General features: G+C 67.4%; 17 protein-coding genes. 10 read left to right on the top strand and 7 right to left on the bottom strand.

Going from position 1 to position 15,934, the window contains the following annotated elements; genetic code table 11:
* The first annotated feature begins 302 nt into the window (after positions 1 to 302).
* From GVY64_RS19840 to GVY64_RS19855, 4 genes are all read left to right on the top strand, one after another.
* Positions 303 to 839, top strand: coding sequence for a hypothetical protein (locus GVY64_RS19840; protein WP_159843588.1), 537 nt, complete (start codon positions 303 to 305; stop codon positions 837 to 839).
* A gap of 175 nt (positions 840 to 1,014) precedes the next feature.
* Positions 1,015 to 1,458 carry a DUF7144 family membrane protein gene (locus GVY64_RS19845; RefSeq protein WP_159843590.1) on the top strand — a complete coding sequence of 148 codons (444 nt, stop codon included), beginning with the start codon at positions 1,015 to 1,017 and terminating at the stop codon, positions 1,456 to 1,458.
* 36 nt (positions 1,459 to 1,494) lie between these two features.
* Complete coding sequence (locus GVY64_RS19850) at positions 1,495 to 2,895, top strand: DUF2252 domain-containing protein (protein ID WP_236567000.1); 1,401 nt, start codon at positions 1,495 to 1,497, stop codon at positions 2,893 to 2,895.
* A gap of 162 nt (positions 2,896 to 3,057) precedes the next feature.
* Positions 3,058 to 4,704 carry an MFS transporter gene (locus tag GVY64_RS19855; RefSeq protein WP_159843592.1) on the top strand — a complete coding sequence of 549 codons (1,647 nt, stop codon included), beginning with the start codon at positions 3,058 to 3,060 and terminating at the stop codon, positions 4,702 to 4,704.
* A gap of 29 nt (positions 4,705 to 4,733) precedes the next feature.
* Here GVY64_RS19855 and GVY64_RS19860 read toward each other — a convergent pair whose 3' ends face one another.
* Positions 4,734 to 5,618 carry a hypothetical protein gene (locus tag GVY64_RS19860; protein WP_236567001.1) on the bottom strand — a complete coding sequence of 295 codons (885 nt, stop codon included), beginning with the start codon at positions 5,616 to 5,618 and terminating at the stop codon, positions 4,734 to 4,736.
* A gap of 321 nt (positions 5,619 to 5,939) precedes the next feature.
* Between GVY64_RS19860 and GVY64_RS19865 the strand changes: the two genes are divergently transcribed.
* A complete protein-coding gene (locus GVY64_RS19865; RefSeq protein ID WP_159843594.1) occupies positions 5,940 to 6,461 on the top strand; it encodes an OmpA family protein in 522 nt (173 codons plus the stop codon).
* A 138-nt stretch (positions 6,462 to 6,599) separates the two neighbouring features.
* Here the strand turns inward: GVY64_RS19865 and GVY64_RS19870 are convergent, their stop codons facing one another.
* Positions 6,600 to 7,094 carry an NUDIX domain-containing protein gene (locus GVY64_RS19870; RefSeq protein WP_159843597.1) on the bottom strand — a complete coding sequence of 165 codons (495 nt, stop codon included), beginning with the start codon at positions 7,092 to 7,094 and terminating at the stop codon, positions 6,600 to 6,602.
* 258 nt (positions 7,095 to 7,352) lie between these two features.
* Here GVY64_RS19870 and GVY64_RS19875 point away from each other — a divergent pair, with 258 nt between their 5' ends.
* Positions 7,353 to 8,270, top strand: coding sequence for a DUF2797 domain-containing protein (locus GVY64_RS19875; protein WP_159843599.1), 918 nt, complete (start codon positions 7,353 to 7,355; stop codon positions 8,268 to 8,270).
* A 306-nt stretch (positions 8,271 to 8,576) separates the two neighbouring features.
* Here GVY64_RS19875 and GVY64_RS19880 read toward each other — a convergent pair whose 3' ends face one another.
* Entirely contained in the window at positions 8,577 to 9,110 is a 534-nt protein-coding gene (locus GVY64_RS19880; protein WP_159843601.1) for a hypothetical protein, read from the bottom strand.
* A gap of 22 nt (positions 9,111 to 9,132) precedes the next feature.
* Here GVY64_RS19880 and GVY64_RS19885 point away from each other — a divergent pair, with 22 nt between their 5' ends.
* The 3 genes from GVY64_RS19885 (at position 9,133) to GVY64_RS19895 (ending at position 11,331) form a co-directional block, all read left to right on the top strand.
* The gene (locus GVY64_RS19885; RefSeq protein ID WP_159843603.1) at positions 9,133 to 9,747 is read left to right on the top strand and encodes a hypothetical protein; all 615 of its coding nucleotides are present in this window, start codon (positions 9,133 to 9,135) and stop codon (positions 9,745 to 9,747) included.
* The gene (locus GVY64_RS19890) at positions 9,747 to 10,394 is read left to right on the top strand and encodes a hypothetical protein (RefSeq protein ID WP_159843605.1); all 648 of its coding nucleotides are present in this window, start codon (positions 9,747 to 9,749) and stop codon (positions 10,392 to 10,394) included. Before GVY64_RS19885 ends, GVY64_RS19890 begins: the two co-directional genes overlap by 1 nt.
* 199 nt (positions 10,395 to 10,593) lie before the next feature.
* Positions 10,594 to 11,331 carry an alpha/beta hydrolase gene (locus GVY64_RS19895; RefSeq protein ID WP_159843607.1) on the top strand — a complete coding sequence of 246 codons (738 nt, stop codon included), beginning with the start codon at positions 10,594 to 10,596 and terminating at the stop codon, positions 11,329 to 11,331.
* Positions 11,332 to 11,608: 277 nt separating this feature from the next.
* On the opposite strand, the gene GVY64_RS19900 is transcribed toward GVY64_RS19895, so the two are convergent.
* From GVY64_RS19900 to GVY64_RS19910, 3 genes are all read right to left on the bottom strand, one after another.
* The gene (locus tag GVY64_RS19900; RefSeq protein ID WP_236567002.1) at positions 11,609 to 13,177 is read right to left on the bottom strand and encodes an esterase-like activity of phytase family protein; all 1,569 of its coding nucleotides are present in this window, start codon (positions 13,175 to 13,177) and stop codon (positions 11,609 to 11,611) included.
* Positions 13,178 to 13,302: 125 nt separating this feature from the next.
* Positions 13,303 to 14,082 (bottom strand): enoyl-CoA hydratase-related protein, encoded by a 780-nt coding sequence (locus tag GVY64_RS19905; RefSeq protein WP_159843609.1) that lies wholly within the window; start codon positions 14,080 to 14,082, stop codon positions 13,303 to 13,305.
* A gap of 304 nt (positions 14,083 to 14,386) precedes the next feature.
* Complete coding sequence (locus tag GVY64_RS19910) at positions 14,387 to 14,917, bottom strand: ArsI/CadI family heavy metal resistance metalloenzyme (protein WP_159843611.1); 531 nt, start codon at positions 14,915 to 14,917, stop codon at positions 14,387 to 14,389.
* Between the two features lie 98 nt (positions 14,918 to 15,015).
* On the opposite strand from GVY64_RS19910, the gene GVY64_RS19915 reads away from it, so the two are divergent.
* Positions 15,016 to 15,375: an Rv2640c family ArsR-like transcriptional regulator gene (locus GVY64_RS19915; protein WP_159843613.1), complete on the top strand. Its 360-nt coding sequence runs from the start codon at positions 15,016 to 15,018 to the stop codon at positions 15,373 to 15,375.
* Between the two features lie 53 nt (positions 15,376 to 15,428).
* Here GVY64_RS19915 and GVY64_RS19920 read toward each other — a convergent pair whose 3' ends face one another.
* Positions 15,429 to 15,806 (bottom strand): ester cyclase, encoded by a 378-nt coding sequence (locus GVY64_RS19920; RefSeq protein ID WP_201298072.1) that lies wholly within the window; start codon positions 15,804 to 15,806, stop codon positions 15,429 to 15,431.
* Between the last annotated feature and the right edge of the window lie 128 nt (positions 15,807 to 15,934).

Raw genomic sequence — 15,934 nt, forward strand, 5'->3', positions numbered from 1 at the left:
ACCGGATGGCCGGACGTGGCCCGCCCGAGCGTCGGCACCTCCTCTCCGGAAGAACTGTCTTCACAGTGTGCGCCGCGCCGTCGCCGAACGGGTGGGACTGAAGAAAGAAGTTCCGCTCATCGGCAAATCTGCGGCGATCGCGCTGACAGTCTCCACTTCCTCCGAAGTTGCACCTCGTCCATGTCTTGCTTTCGACTATGCCCAGCAAGGCATGAGGATTGAATGGACCAGCAATCATCCGAGAATCTCGATCGCGTCGGCACTGGGACCCGGGATCGCCCCGACGAACGTTGTGAGGACCGATGGAACGCAGCAGACACCAGCTCTTGCACGGGCCGCTGTTCACCCGCAGCGTTCCGCTCGACCGCCGAAACGCGGCGAGCCGGATCAGCGCATACGTCTACGGCAACGTCCTCATCCTCGCCGCATTGATCCCGGTCACGCCGTCCGCCGACCACGTCGGCATCTTGGTCGTCCTCGGAACAGCCCTCTCGACGTTCATCGCACATGCTTTCGCTGAAGGCGTGGGTCAATCGGTGCGCCAGAGCCATGGCTTGTCGCCTCAGGAACGATGGGCGGACCTACGTGACTCCGTGCCCATCCTCAGCTCGGCCGTGCTGCCCTGCGCGATCCTGGCGGCCGCGGCGGTCGGGTGGATCGAACCGCGTCTCGCGCAGGTGCTCGCGGAGTCGGCCATGCTGGTGCGGATCGGCGGAATCGTGTTCGTCATCGGCCGACTCCACGGCGAGCGACCCCGGCGTTCGACGCTGCTGGGAGCGGTCCTGCTGGCCTGCACGGCCACGACCGTCGTGGCGGTCAAGATCATCCTGACCCACTGATCCCACTGGGGCGCGGAATCGGGCACCCCCGCGAAGCGGCGTCCACGTGCTCTTCGCCGGCTTCCTCGGGTTGGGTCGCGATCGAGCCGCAGTTACGCGATCCCGCGCACGTGGGGAGTGCACCCGGTGCAGAATCGCGCATATCCGAGCGGCTCGTCGAGGAAGGGAGCGCATCATGTCCGAGAATTCATCGGTCAAGCAGGGAGTCGCGGCAGGAACCTCGATCGGGGCCGCGATCATTCTTGTCACCGTCGGTCTACTGCAGTTGTTCCAAGGCATTGCGGCGGTGGCGGAGGACGAGGTCTTCGTCGTAGGCGTCGAGTACACCTACAAGTTCGATTTCACCACGTGGGGCTGGATCCACATCGCGCTCGGAGCGCTGATGCTGGCGGTAGGGCTCGCGTTGTTCACGGGAGCGCGCTGGGCGAGAATCGCGACGATCGTCATCGCGTCGATTTCCATTCTCGCGAACTTTTTGTGGCTGCCGTATTACCCGTGGTGGTCGGTATTGATCATCGCACTCGACATCGTTGTGATCTGGGCGGTCACCACCTGGAAACCGGACGTCTCCAGCGAACAGCGCTCGAGCGAGTTCTCCCACGGTGGGTCGCGGCCATGACCGATCGAGACGGTTCCTCCCGCCGCGGAGCCTGACGTGCGCACAGCCGCGCGCGACCGATGGACCAGGGCCGAGCGCGCCGAATACGGCAGATCGGCACGGCGCCGAACACCCGTCGGCGGGATGGCCGAATTCGAGCCCAGCACTGATCGCGACCCGCTCGCACTGCTCGAAGTCCAGGCCGCGACGCGAATTCCAGAACTGGTTCCGGTGCGCTACGGGCGAATGGCCGCCGCGCCGTTCGCGTTCTACCGCGGCGCCGCCGTGGTCATGGCCGAGGATCTCGCCCGCGCCCCGGCCACCGGCTTGATCACTCAACTGTGCGGGGACGCCCACCTCGCCAATTTCGGCCTCTTCGCGACACCGGAACGCAACCTTGCCTTCGACCTGAACGACTTCGACGAAACCTACCCCGGCCCCTTCGAATGGGACGTCCGAAGACTCGTCGCGAGCCTCGCGGTCGCCGGGCGCGACAACGACCACAGCGGCAAACAACGCAGAAAGTACCTGCGGGCCTGCGCCGCCGAGTACCGCGAAATCATGAACTCCCAGTCCGCGCGCGGAGAGCTCGCGGTCTGGTACGCGCACATCGATGCCGAGACCCAATTCGAGGAACTGCGCGAAGTTCTCGATTCGCCGACCAGGAAACGCATCAAGAAGACGGTCGACAAGTCCTGGCGCCGAGACAGCGTCCAGGCCTTGTCCAAGCTGACCACCGTGGTGGACGGGCAGCCGAGGATCACGAGCATGCCGCCGCTGATCGTCCCTGTCGAGGAGATCTTCACCGGCGCCGACGCCGCGCAGGTGAACCGGGCACTGATCGAACGGCTCGGCCACTACCGCGACACGCTGCCGCCCAACTGCCGGGCTTTGTTCGACCGATTCGAATACGTTCAGGCAGCGCGGAAGGTCGTCGGCGTGGGCAGCGTGGGCACCCGGGCCTGGATCATCCTGCTCCGCGGGCCGGGCGACGACCCGCTGTTCCTCCAGGTCAAGGAAGCCCAGCCATCGGTTCTCGCGAAGCACCTCGATGGTCCGTCGTTCACCGGCCAAGGCGAACGGGTCGTGGCCGGGCAGCGGCTGATGCAAGCTGCCGGCGATATCTTCCTGGGCTGGCAGCAGGGTGCGGGCGAAGACGGAGCGGTGCGGGACTACTACGTCCGTCAACTGCGCGACGGCAAAGGATCCGCCGATATCCAGACCATGTCTCCCGAACTGATGACTCGCTACGGCAGGCTGTGCGCACGCGTTCTCGCCCATGCCCACGCCCGCGCCGGTGACCGATTCGCGATCGCCGGCTACCTCGGCACGGACGACGACTTCGAGGAAGCGATGTCCGTGTTCGCCGAGAGTTACGCCGACCAGAACGCCCGCGATCACGCCGCGCTGCGCAAGGCGATCGATGACGGCACGATAATCGCCCGACCCGGGGTATAGATCGGTGCACGGCGACCGAGTCGTTCCCGCCGACGCGGTGCCCCGCGCCCGGCGTTGGTGCGGGCGCACGGCATTCGCTGCGGCCGTCTTCGTGGCGTCCGCAGAGGAGTCGCTGCTGCCCGCCACCGGTGAACCAGGTTTTGTCCAGGAGAGGAGCATCCGATGTCGTCGGCGCCGACAGTGAGGTCGAGCAAGCTCGTACTGGCCGTCTTGGCGTCGGGGCAGTTCTTGATGACGCTCGACAGCTCCGTGATGAATGTCTCCATGGCCACTGTCGCCCAGGATCTCGGTACCACGATCACCGGCATCCAGACCGCGATCACCCTGTACACGCTGGTCATGGCTTCATTGATGATCACGGGTGGCAAAGTGGGCGCCATCCTCGGCCGGCGCCGGACGTTCGGGCTCGGCCTCGTCGTCTACGGCGCCGGTTCGTTCATCACCGGTCTCGCCCCGAACCTGACGACCCTCCTGGTGGGGTGGTCGCTCCTGGAGGGAATCGGTGCCGCCCTGATCATGCCCGCGATCGTCGCCCTCGTCGCCGGGAACTTCGCGCCCGAACGTCGTTCCGCGGCTTACGGTCTCATAGCGGCGGCAGGGGCGATGGCGGTCGCCGTCGGCCCGTTGCTCGGTGGCGCCGTGACGACGTTCGCGTCATGGCGGTACGTCTTCTTCGGCGAGGTCGTCATCGTCGTGTTGATCCTGCTGGTCCTGCGCCGGGTCGAGGACGCCCCCGCGAGCCGGGTCCGGCTGGATGTCGTCGGCTCGCTTCTGTCGGTGATCGGTCTGGGCTCGGTCGTATACGGGGTATTGCGATCGAGCGAATGGGGGTGGGTACGGGCGGAGTCCGACGGACCGGCCGTGCTCGGTCTGTCGCCGGTCATCTGGCTGTTGATCGGTGGCCTGCTGACCTTGTACTTGTTCCTGCGCAGACAGACGTCTCTGGTGCGGCGGGGCCGCGATCCGCTCGTCGATCCGAGTCTGTTGCGGAACCGGCAACTCGTCGGCGGCTCCAGCATGTTCTTCGCGCAGTTCACCGTGCAAGCCGGAGTGTTCTTCGCCGTGCCGCTGTTCTTGTCGGTGGTGCTCGAACTCAGCGCGCTCGAGACCGGTGTGCGGATCCTTCCGTTGTCGGTCGCGCTCGTCCTGGCGGCGGCGGGCATTCCCCGGTTCCGGCCACATGCCGACCCGCGCCGGGTCGTTCGGCTGGGTCTGATCGCGATGATCATCGGCGTTCTGATCCTGGCGGCCGGGATGGACCCGGGCGCCAACGCGGGCGTCGTGTCCATCCCGATGCTGCTGATGGGACTGGGTCTGGGTGCGTTGGCCTCGCAACTGGGCGCCGTCACGGTGTCCGCCGTGCCGGATTCGCGGAGCTCCGAAGTCGGGGGACTACAGAACACCGCCACCACTCTCGGCGCGTCCCTCGGCACCGCGTTGATCGGGTCGATCCTGATCGCCACCCTCACTTCGAGCGTCGTCAGCGGCATCCAGAACAATCCGGCTGTTCCGGTGTCCGTGCAAGAACAAGCCACCACGGAGCTGGCTGCCGGGGTACCGTTCCTGTCCGACAGCCAGTTGGTGGCCGCGCTCGACAGCGCCGGTATCGATGACGCCACCGCCGACGCCGTTCTCGCCGTCAACTCCGACGCCCGCCTGGAGGCTTTGCAAGCGGCGTTCGCGGTCACCGCCCTGCTCGCGATCGCGGCGTTGTTCGGCACCGGCCTATTGCCTCGCCGGCCGGTAGCCCTGCGCAACGGGAAGGACCAGTTCTCGTCAGGAAAAGCCGAGCCCGAAGCCGAGCGATGACTGGGGCGGCCTCGGATGTACGCGCCCGGCTAGCGTCGTTCGCCGTCGCCGTTGTCCCGGCCGCGCAGGTAGCGGCCGATCGTGGTCTCGTCCAGAGCCAGTGCCTTGACGATCGATGCGGCGCCGACGATCACCACCGACAGGACGAAAAGCCAACTCACCGAGGTGAATGCCAGACCCAACGGACCGAAATGCTCTTGGGCGTTCGTCGTGATCCGAGGCAAGAGGACCCGGCCCGCCGCGTGCACCGCGGTCAAGCCGATCGCGGTGAGCATCCCCGACACCCACAACAGACGCCCGGTCAGCGCTCCCTTCGTCAGAAGATAAGGAGCGAGCATCCAGACGAACACCCAGATGACCACCTCGCCGAGCAGGGCGAGCAGCCGACCGGCGTAGCGGATTTGCTCGAGGTCACGTATCTGCCCCACCAGCCCGGCGGCGAGCGCCACCGCGAGTAGCGCGACCAGCCACCGCCACGCCTCTCGCGGACCGATCGCGGGAACCTTCCAGACCGCCTCGTACACCCGCGCGAGAGCCCGCGCGAACGAGGTACCGCCGAGCAGGACCATCAGCAGGCCGACCACACCGAACGCGGCTATCGCCGGATCGGCGGACAGGGATCCGCCGTCGGAATACAGCGTTCTGGAGTCGAAACCGAACTGGTCGTTGATCGTCTTCGCCGGCGCATGCCAGCCACTGAAGACGGACGCGGCGATCATCACCGGCAACACCGAGGTGAATATCTGGGCGGCGAGCGCCAGAGACCGATCCACCAGTTGGATCTCGGCCAGCCCCTCGATCACGCGGCGCAGCGTCCGGCCGTACGGCGTTCCGCGCAGCCGGCCGGTTGCGGCCTGCGTACGCGCGATGGACACTTCGCGGGCCAATGCCACCGACAATTTCACGGACCGCACCGCGCTCACTGTCCTTCTGCTCGTTCCGTCAGGATGTCGAATAGTGCGCAATGGTCTCGGTGGAGACGAAACGAACGCTACGCCGACATCCCGGCAACCACGTCGACTTGGTCGATTCCGATGGCAAGCCGAACCCACCCCGACGAGATCGCCGAGCGCCGCGGAAAACGGCACGCCGGATGGCCTGCCTGTGCCAGGATCATCGTGCGAGGGTCACCGATCGACGTATCCGTGGGACCCACGATCCGGTCCTGCGGAAGCGCCGGTGTCCACGCATCGAAGGCGCAAGCGGAATTCTCCACCGAATACGGGAGTAGGCCGATGAGAGCCAGGAAAAGCGTCAGCGGAATTGCGGCGACCGCGGTGATTCTGATCGTGGCCGCTGGGTGCGAGTCCGACAGCGGGTCGAATTCGACGACGTCGACGAGCGAGACGACGCACGATATGCGGAGCAGTATGGGCGCGACGGCGTCCTCTGTCGTGAGTTCGGCGCTCGATACCGCGCAGCAGAAGATCCAGGACGTGATCAACGCGGCGATCGCTGCCGCGCCGATCACCTTCGACAGTGGAAGCTCGGATCTCGGCGCGGGGGACGTCGCCACCATCAAAGCAGTCGCGATTCCCCTGAAAGGGAACGACACGAAGATACAGGTCACGACTTACGCCCAGGACTCGAATGCCGCTGCCGCCAAATCGCTGGCGAAAGCCCGCGGCGACAACATCGCGGCCCAACTGGAGTCGGAAGGAATCGACAAGGCGCGCGTCCTCGTCCGTGCCGAGGCCAACCCCGCAGCGCCGGATGTCGAAGTCGACGAGGCGAAGATCGAGGTGGTCGCCGGATAGGCACGAGCACGCGGGCACTTCCGCCGGTGTCATCCAGGGTTGGCAGGTGACGTGTCCGAGGTGTCGGACCGTTGATCCCACCGGGTCGGCTCCGCGGTCGGTCAGCGAGCGGAAGATGTCCCCGACGGTGGCGCGGCGTCACAGACCGAGTAGCACCGGGCGGCGCGGAATACCGTCGGTCATCAGCGCCTGCAGCAGGGTCGCGAGATCGCGTGGTGCGAACAAGTCGGCGCCGCGGTACCCGGAGATGTCCGGTAATCGCCACCAACGAAATGCCGTGATGTTCTCGGCCGCCAGTTGCTGGTCGGTCAGCGCGCCGCGGGGGGTGAACGACGTGGTCCGGACAAGGTAGAAGTCGTTGACCACGCCGTCGAAACCCGGTGCATGGTCGGGCGCGTCGACCTCTTGATGCCAGATGTGCGGCGGTTCCGCCTCGACCGCGAGGCCGATCTCTTCGCTCAGCTCACGCCGCAGCGCGGCGAGCGGTTCCTCCGCGGGTTCGATCCCCCCGCCCGGAGCGGCCCACACCACTGTTGCCGCAGGCTCCGTCACGGAGTGACCGCACAGCAGGATGCGGTCGTCGGCATCGAGAACGATCGCGCGCACCGCGTGACGCAGACGGGGCGAGGACATCACGACAGACTATGACCCGCGCCGCCCGTGCCTTCCGGCGCGGGTCATGGCCGCACATCGACAGCAACCGGTCGGTGTCATCGACGACCGGCACCCGACGTGCGCCGCGGCCGATGCCTGCGCCGTCCCGGGCGAGCGACCGGCTTCGGGCTCGTGGTGGGATGGTGCGGGATAACGACACGCACAGAACACCTTTCGGCGGCGTCACCCATCATGGTGATGACCACGACCCAACACGATGTGCGAAGCGGTGAGCCGATGACCACGACCGATACCCTGCTGTACGGCGGCACCCGATGGGACGAGCGCGGTCGCTGGTGCTACGAGCTGATCCGCGCAGACGGCACGACCGAACGTCTGCCCGCTCCGGGCGCGCGCTTGGCGTTCCGGGTCCGCGACACGGCGCGATACTGCCTGGGATACCACGGGTTCGGCAGTTTCCCAGGGCGGCGAGCGTGTCCGGATTCCGTGCAAGTCGAGAGCGGCCGGCAGTGTCCGCAGTGCCGGGTACGGGAGGGGTGGACGGCGGTGCACACGCACCGCGGCCCGATTTCCGCACTGCCCGAGCAGATCCGCGACTACGTGTCGCAGCCGCACCATCTCTACATCGCCTATTTCGGTGACGGGTTGACCAAAGTGGGTACGGCGTCGGCGATACGCCGGCATCGCCGCCTGTACGAACAGGGCGCGCTCGCCGCACGATTCGTCGCCGACTCACCGGACGGCTTGCATGTGCGCGAACTGGAACGGGTGGTATCGACACAAGCCGGTTTCCGGCAGGCCGTGGGCAGCGCTGCTAAAACCCGCGTCCTGGCCAAGCCGCTGGCTCCGTGGGCGGCAGTGGAGGCAGCGGTAGCCGCCGCGGCCGCCGATGCGCTCGCTGTGCTGCCCGCCGGGACGACTCGGACCGACACCACCTGGTCGGGTGGCAGCGAGTTCTACCGCACCGTCGCGCAGCGAGGCCGCTACGCGACCGTCGTCGATTTCAGTGGGGCGGCGCCGGGGGAGTACGTCCTCGACGCGGTGACCGCGCACGGGCACACCATCGCCTGCCGGCACGGATCCGAGACCGGAGAACTACTGCTGGTCAACGATACTCAGCTCATCGGACGACGTATCGAGCTCGACGACTCGATCACCGTCGCCCCCGTCGCCGCGCAGACCAGCCTTTTCTGATCCACTCAGCCGCACTGGCGGACTCCGGCCAGCCTCTCGGAGACCTCCCAGAGGCGGAGCTCCCTTTCCCGGTCCAGCGAGCGGGAGCTCGATTTCACCCGATCGTGCTCGGCTACGGCTCAGGACGCGTACACGTAGCCGGTACTCGAACTCGTATGGACATGTGCCAGCGGAGATGAAGTCGAGAATGCTGACCAATTGCCGCATGCGCTCGGTCGACGCAAGACGAGCCACGATCGGCGATGCGACAGGTCGAGGTTTGGACGCCACGAATACCCAAGCGAGATCCTGAGCTGCCCAAAGTCGTCAGATTACGTGCAGCCGATTCCGGCGCAGTGACGATCTCGGCGCGATGCCGCAGGTAAGCGGGCCGGAAAACGAGTAGTTAGCTACTCGCGTCGTGCAGGGCGGGAAGGGGCCAGACTCGGACTGGACCTCGAGAGCGTGCCGGTCTCGGGGGGAGGCGATCATGAGAAACGACTCGCGAATACTACTGGTCGCGGCGGCCTTGGCAGGACTGCTTGGCGCCGTGCCGGTATCGGTCGCGGCACCGGAGCAGGTACCCACCGCACCCGGCCCGCCGCCCAGCACGCCGAGACCGGCGTGGCCGGTTGCCACGCCGACGGATTTCCGGCTGCCCACCACCGAGGGGCATGATCCGCAAACGACCACGACCACGTCCGCGCAGCCCGAGCCGACAACCACGACCACGCAACCCGAGCCGACGACCACGACCATGAAGCCGGAGCCGACGACCACGACCACAAAGCCGGAGCCGACAACCACCACCGGGCAACCGCTCACGACGACTCCGCGACCGACAACTGCCGGTACGTCCATCGTTCCGAGCGGAAGTTCCGCTGTGCTTCCCGCACCCACCCTCGTCGCGCCGGCCACCGCCGAGCGGGGCACCGTTATCACGGTGCACGGCGATGGCTGGCCCTGCGAGTCGGTGCGCGCCTTTCCGGATTGGTCCGAGGCCGTGGACGCCCGGGTCCGAGGCGGTTCGTTCGATACACGCGTCGACGTTCCCGACGGAGTCGAACTGGGTGTGCACTCCGTTCCCGCCGCCTGCCTGGGTACCGCTCAGCGCATCGTCGTGAAGGCATCCGTCGAGGTGATCCCCGCGCGACTGGTTCCGACTACCGGTGAACCGACGGACACTGATCCGACCGGCGAGCGTCCGAGCCCGCCGTCGCAACCCGGTGACCGTGACCAGGACACCGGTGCCGGCGACATGCTGGGCCTCGGCGGGCTCCTGGTCGCACTCGGTGCCGCAGCGCTGGTCGTACGCAGCCGCCGGAACCGCCCGGGTGAAGCGCCACGCAACGCGGATCCGCCTCTCCCGCGGGTGCATGTGCGCGTGGTCGCCGACGGCCCCCCATCGATCCACGTGCGCCAGGCCGCCCGCACTCCGGACGTGCGGGTCCGGCTGCGGGCCTGCGAGCCGTGGCTGACTGTCAAGGAGGTGCTCTGATGACGAGTCCAGCGTCGATCAGGGCTCGGACGGTTCTGTTCCAGAACGCCCCGCACGAAGCCGGGGTGGGCGAACTGGCCGAGTGCCTGCACGAGAGAGGTGCCGAACACTTGGCCCTGCGTCGGGCGCCGGGCGTGGCCCCGATACTGGCGTCGACGGCGCTGCACGAGGTGGCCGAAACCATCGACGGGCTCCTTCAGGTCGACCTGGGCAGTGTGGCGATCGGAGGGTGGCGCCGCTACGACCTGCTGCGCCGGGCGGCGATGCGCACCCGCGCCGGAGGAGCCGAACAGGTCACGCTGCTCGAGCACGAAATCACCCAGACCTACCGTCCGTGCTTGGACGTCACCATCGACGAACAGCCGGTGGGAGAGTTCACGATAGAACTCTGCGTGGCGATATTGCTCCAGCCGCTCGCCGCCACCGTCCGCAACGGGACGCTGGTGGCACTGGGCCCCGGCGACTGCACCGTGACGGTATCGATCGGCGCGCCGGAGCTGGGCCCGATCATGACGCGCGAACGCACCCTGCGTACGGCGACGATGATCGACCTGCGGTGGCCCATACGGCTCGTCGAACAGCCTCCGACCGCGCCCGGCGTCGTGCCGAGGGTCCGGCCTCCGCAACCGAGGTGGGCCGGTGGCTGATGGACTCGCCCGCCACCGAGCCTCCGAAAAGCCGTTGCCGGAGCATGGCGTCCACTGCTACTTTTCGGGGGCCGTGCGAAAGACCGAGGAGGTGGTACCTGTGAACGCAGTATCGACATGGGTGCTCCCCTCTGGGGTCACGGTCGGGCGATAGGTCGTCCGGGAGCGCCGTCCAACAGCACTCCCGAAAGGCACGACCGTGCAGTTCACTTCCGAACAGCGCTTCGACGACGATGTCCTCGAGCGCGAATTCACCCGCGGCGAGATCCCCGGCATCCTGTGGACGCCCGGATCCGCATCCGCATCCGCACCAGCGCCGCTGATCCTGATCGGCCACCCCGGCGGGCTGCGCCAGATGTATCCCCGCCTGATGGGCCGGGCCCGGCACTCCGCGGCGGAGGGCTTCGCCGCGGCCACCATCGAGCTGCCCGGCAGCGGTGACCGGCCCCGGTCGGCCGCCGCCGAGCAGGCCCGCGCCGACCTGCGCCGGGCGGTGACGGCCGGCGAGCAGGTCGACGACGAGATCGTGGAACGGCTCGTCCTCCCGCTGGTCGAACAAGCGGTCCCGGAATGGCGGGCCGCTCTGGACGCCCTGCTCTCACTGCCCGAGATCGGCGGCCCGGTCGGGTACTCGGGAGGGCTGATATCCATCGGCCTGCGGCTGGCGGTGGTCGAGCCACGTATCTCGGCCGCCCTTCTGTTCGCCGGAAGTTACGTACCTCGCAGCATGTTCCAGGAGGCCCGGCAGGTCACCATTCCGCTGCAGGTCCTGCTGCAGTGGGACGACGAAGGAAACGACCGGCAGATGGCCTTGGACCTGTTCGACGCCTTCGGCTCCAAGGAGAAGACGCTGCACGCCAATATGGGCGGACACACCGGCGTCCCGCAGTTCGAAGGAGACGCCGGGAACCGGTTCTTCGCCCGGCACCTGAAGTGAGGCCGGGCCGTCAGGCCGGCAGCGGACGGTAGGAACTGTCGGCCGGCACGCCGCCATCGAGCACAGGCCCCGGCCGTGCTCGATGGCGGTTGCGGCAGGGGCACGAACCGCCCCGATCGCGGCGTGGTTCCGCCCATCGGCGGCACCGGCCGGTCGGGGCGGTGCTCGGCCACCCGCCCCAGCACACCAACGCCTTGTCCGCCCGAATCCGGGCTGAGCTACGGACACCCCTCCTCACGATATCCGCGTTGGGGAGGTCTCGACCTTCCCCAAACGGCTAGGAGACGGCGATCGTGACCGTCCTCGTCTGCGTCTGGGCGGGCAGCTTGGTGGTGTCGATCATCAGCACCTCGCCGGAGTCCTGCACGCCGTTGGCGAGCAGTTTCGCTTTCAACCCGAACGGTGGACGGTCGCCGGTGGCGGCGTCGATGCCGAAGTCGCTGTCATTGGCGATGTAGAGGGTCTTGCCGCCGTCGCGGGTGGCGATGCCCTCGATCTTGTCGTGGCCGAAGAACTTGCCGTCGGCGTTCAGACCGTCCAGCAGGCCGCCGAGGTCCAGGTTGGACTTCTTGGCGACGGGGGCGATGCCCGCCTTCCGCAACGCGGCGACGCCGTCCGCGGTCGGCACCGCACCGACGAGGAGTTCCAGCGGTTTGCCGTCGACCAGCAGGCCCAGCTCCGAATGGTATTGCGCGCCCGGGACTTTCGCCTGTGGACCGATGTCGGTGGCACCGGTGATGTCGATCGTCCACAGCTTCTTGTCGGCTTTGGGCGTTTGTTTGCCGTCGCGCTCGTCGACCAGGAAGGTGGTGTTGCTCAGTGCGGTGATCTCGGAGACCGCGAGTTTATGCTTCGGCTCCTCGAGCGGATACATGAATTCCTTGACGTCGCGGGTCTTCAGGTCCACGGTGACGATTCGGGTCATCGGCACCTCGCGCGCCGATGCGACACCCGGCGCGCTGAGCCCGCTCTGCATGATGCCGACCAGCGTGCTGCCATCCGGCGTGACGGTCAGCCCCTCCATGCCCTGGTTGGGAGTGCGCAGGGAAAGCTCCTTGGGCAGGCCACGTCCCGGCGCCAGCCGCTCCAGCTCGGTGCCGTTGGCGTCGAAGTGGACGATGAACGGTCCGTACTCGTCGGATACCCAGAAGGTCCCGTCGGGCAGCGCCACCAGACCCTCACTGTCGATGCCGTGATCGGTGGGCGGCAGGATGGTGCCGTCGAGGTCGCGGATGGTTTCGCCGGTGCCTGCGGAGGTATCGACCAGGCCGTTGAACGGCCGGCCCGCCGAATCCTTCAACAAGATGGTGCTTGTCGGCACCATCTTGTTGCCGACCACCTTGAATTCGGCGATGGCGGGCGTGAAATTCGGCACCGGATCGAGTTTTTCGTTCTTACCCTTGCCGTCCACATTCGGACCGCGGTCGGTCAGTCCGTAGAACTCGTCGGTCGAGCCGGGCACCGGCGTGAAGGCCGACCCGTACCCGCTGCCGGGCAGGCTCACCCCGCCGAAATCGCCCAGCGGTGGAATATCGGTGGTGAATACCTTGACGGCGTCGGTGGTGGTGACGGTGAGGCTGTCGGGCCCGGTATATCCGGCCGCCGGCGTGTACACCACCGCGCCGTCGGTGCGCCGGGTGATCGTGCCGTGCTGCGGATCGGCGATCCCGACCGCGGCGCTGCCGCCGGTCTCGGCGAGCAGATCATCCAGCGAGATCACCAAGGACTGATCCCTGGCGGCGGTGAAGTCCGCCTCCGAACTCGACGGCGAGCAAGCGGACAGGACGGCGGTCGCGCACACAGCGGCCATGACGAGTGCGCTTCGGATATTGCGGTGCGTTCTCACCAGTGATGCGTACCGTCCCGGCCCCACCATCGGTTGGCATCCAGCTGAACATGAACCGTCGATCCCCACAACCATCCGATGATTGTGCCGTGCCACCAGCATTGGCGAGGGTGGGGCAGACACCTCTAGTCGGGCCAGACAGGTGGGCGCTTCGCCAGGAAAGCCGCCATCCCTTCCCGGGCGCCAGGAAGTTGCGCGGCGGCGGCCATGACTTCCAGGGCGAGGGTGTAGGCATCCGCTTCGGGGCGGTCGAGTTGGCGATAGAGGGTGCGTTTACCGAGTGCCTTGCTCGCTCGGCTGCCACGGGTAGCGCGGGCGAGCAACTCGCCCACGGCGGTGTCGAGGTCGGCGTCCGGCACGGCTCGATTGATCAGGCCCCATTGTTCGGCGGTGCGGGCATCGATCGGGTCGCCGGTGAGGGCCAACTCCATCAGTCGTTTACGGCCCACGGCGCGGGCCACCGGCACCGCGGGGGTGTGGCAGAACCAGCCACCCTTACCGCCGGGGAGCGCGAAACCGGCTGATTCGGCGGCGACGGCCAGATCGCACGAGGCCACCAGTTGGCAACCGGCAGCCGTGGCCAGACCCTGCACCCGGGCTATCACCACCTGCGGCACCGACTGGATGGTCGACATGAGCTCGGTGCACAGCGTGAGCAGTTCCCGCACGCCGAGCAGGTCGCGCGCGGCGACGTCGGCGAAATCGTGTCCCGCGGAGAACACCGGACCCTGCGCCCCGAGCACGATGCCGGTGGCGTCGGTCTCACCGGCCGCCCGGAACGAGGCGAGCAGTTCGGCGAGATGCTCGCCCGACAGCGCGTTGCGCCGCTCCGGCCGGTTCATGGTGATGCGCACCGTGTCGCCGTCCCGCGCGACCAGCAGATGCCGATACTCCAAGGCGGTCATATCTCCACCGTAGAACGCGACGACACGCCATGTCGCGATCGCCGGTGGTAGGCATGGCCGAGCAGCGGACCGCGCTGCCGTTCGAGATGAGACGGCACCCATGGCCGACTCGGGGAACGTCGACCGAATCGCTGACGCAGGGTTCGCGCCTGACATGACTGGTCACGATCGGTAGCAGCCGCGACCGTACCGGTCCGGCGCTGCTCTGAGGAGCAGGTCGGCTCGGCGGCTGTAGCCAGTCGCCGGCGAACGAGGGGCGTGACCGCACAGGACGGTGCGGTCACGCCGGGAGCCGCGCCATCGGTCAGCTGCAGCAAGTGGCACCGGAGGCGATCGCTTCCTTCTTTGCCGTCGGACTGCAGCACGCACCTTCGGCGGCGGCTTCCGCTGTGGTGCCACAGCAAGCCTGAACCGCCTCGTTCTCGGCGGGCCCGGCCGCGCCGGTGAGTGCGGGTGCGGTGCCGAAGGTCTCACTGTCGGCCAGGACGGTGTAGACCTCCCAGCGCTCGTCGTTCGGTCCGGTGACCCAGACCTTGTCCTGTGTGGCGAAGCAGCAGGTCGTGGCGATCTGTTCTTCGGTGAACAGCCCCGCTTCCGACAGGCGGGCGATCTCCGCGTGCACTTGGTCGGAGCTTTCGACCTCGACGCCCAGATGGTTGAGGCCGCCGCCGTGGCCGGGGTTCTCGATCAGCACCAGTTTCAGCGGCGGCTCGGCGATGGCGAAGTTGGCGTAGCCGGGCTTGCGCTTGGCGGGCTCGGTCTTGAACAGGGTCGAGTAGAACCGCACGGCCTGGTCGATGTCGTCGACGTTGAGGGCGAGCTGGATGCGGGACATGACTACCTCCACTTATGTGACATATATCGAAGAACCGGTTCGGTGCCGAGTCTGCCACCTTTTCGACATATGTCAATAGAGCCGGTAGAGTCGATCGCATGCCCAAGACGCTGCCCGTGATCGACATGTCCGCCCCGGTCTGCTGCGCGCCGGTCGCGGCCGGGCCGATCGACGACGACGCCGCGCTCGCGGTGGCGCTGCGGTTGAAGGCGATCGCCGACCCGGCGCGGGTCAAGCTGCTGTCACTGCTGCTGACCAGCACTTCCGACGAGGAGAACGGCGGCGACCTCGCCGCGGCGGTCGGACTGTCGGAGTCCACGGTCAGCCATCACCTCGGCCAGCTCCGCAAGGCCGGGCTCGTGGCATCCGAACGCCGCGGCATGAACACCTTCCACCGCGCCCGCCGCGACGCCCTCGCGGCATTGTGCGTGGTGTTGGACCCCAACTGCTGCCGCTGACCTGTGCGCCCCGGCCCGATCGCGTCCTCACGCCGAGTCGGTGAAGCGCGCCGTCACCCCAGGGCCTGCTGCATGGCGACTCCGTCGACGTAGGAATGCTTCTCCTTGACCGCTCCGTCCTCGACCAGGACATAGTCCGCGAGATCGACGTGAACCTGCTTGCCGGTCGCGGAGGTTCCGGTCAGCTGCCACTGCACCACCCAGAAATCCTCCCCGACACGCAGCGATACCAAGTGGAAGGCCAGGTCGGGAACCAGGGCGAAGGTCCCCGCCGCGGCCTCGCGGATGGCGGGCCTGCCTCGTGCGGGCTCCTGGCCCGAGTGCAGGTGGAACACCGAGTCGACGGTGTGGAGTTCGGCGATTCGGTCCGGGTCGCGGTCTACCCAGCAGGCGTGGTAGCGCTCGAACAGTTCGCGCGTGGCAGTGGTCATGATGGTGATCTCCGGTACTCCGTCGTGCGGATCATGTCACCTCAGTGTCGTCGGCGGTGGTCCGTCGCGGCGACAGGCGCACGCCTCCACTTCATCCATTTTCGTTGTGCCCGTGCACAATGCGCGCT

Origin of the sequence: Nocardia sp. CY41, assembly GCF_009829325.1 — a bacterium.
Classification (GTDB): Bacteria; Actinomycetota; Actinomycetes; order Mycobacteriales; family Mycobacteriaceae; genus Nocardia.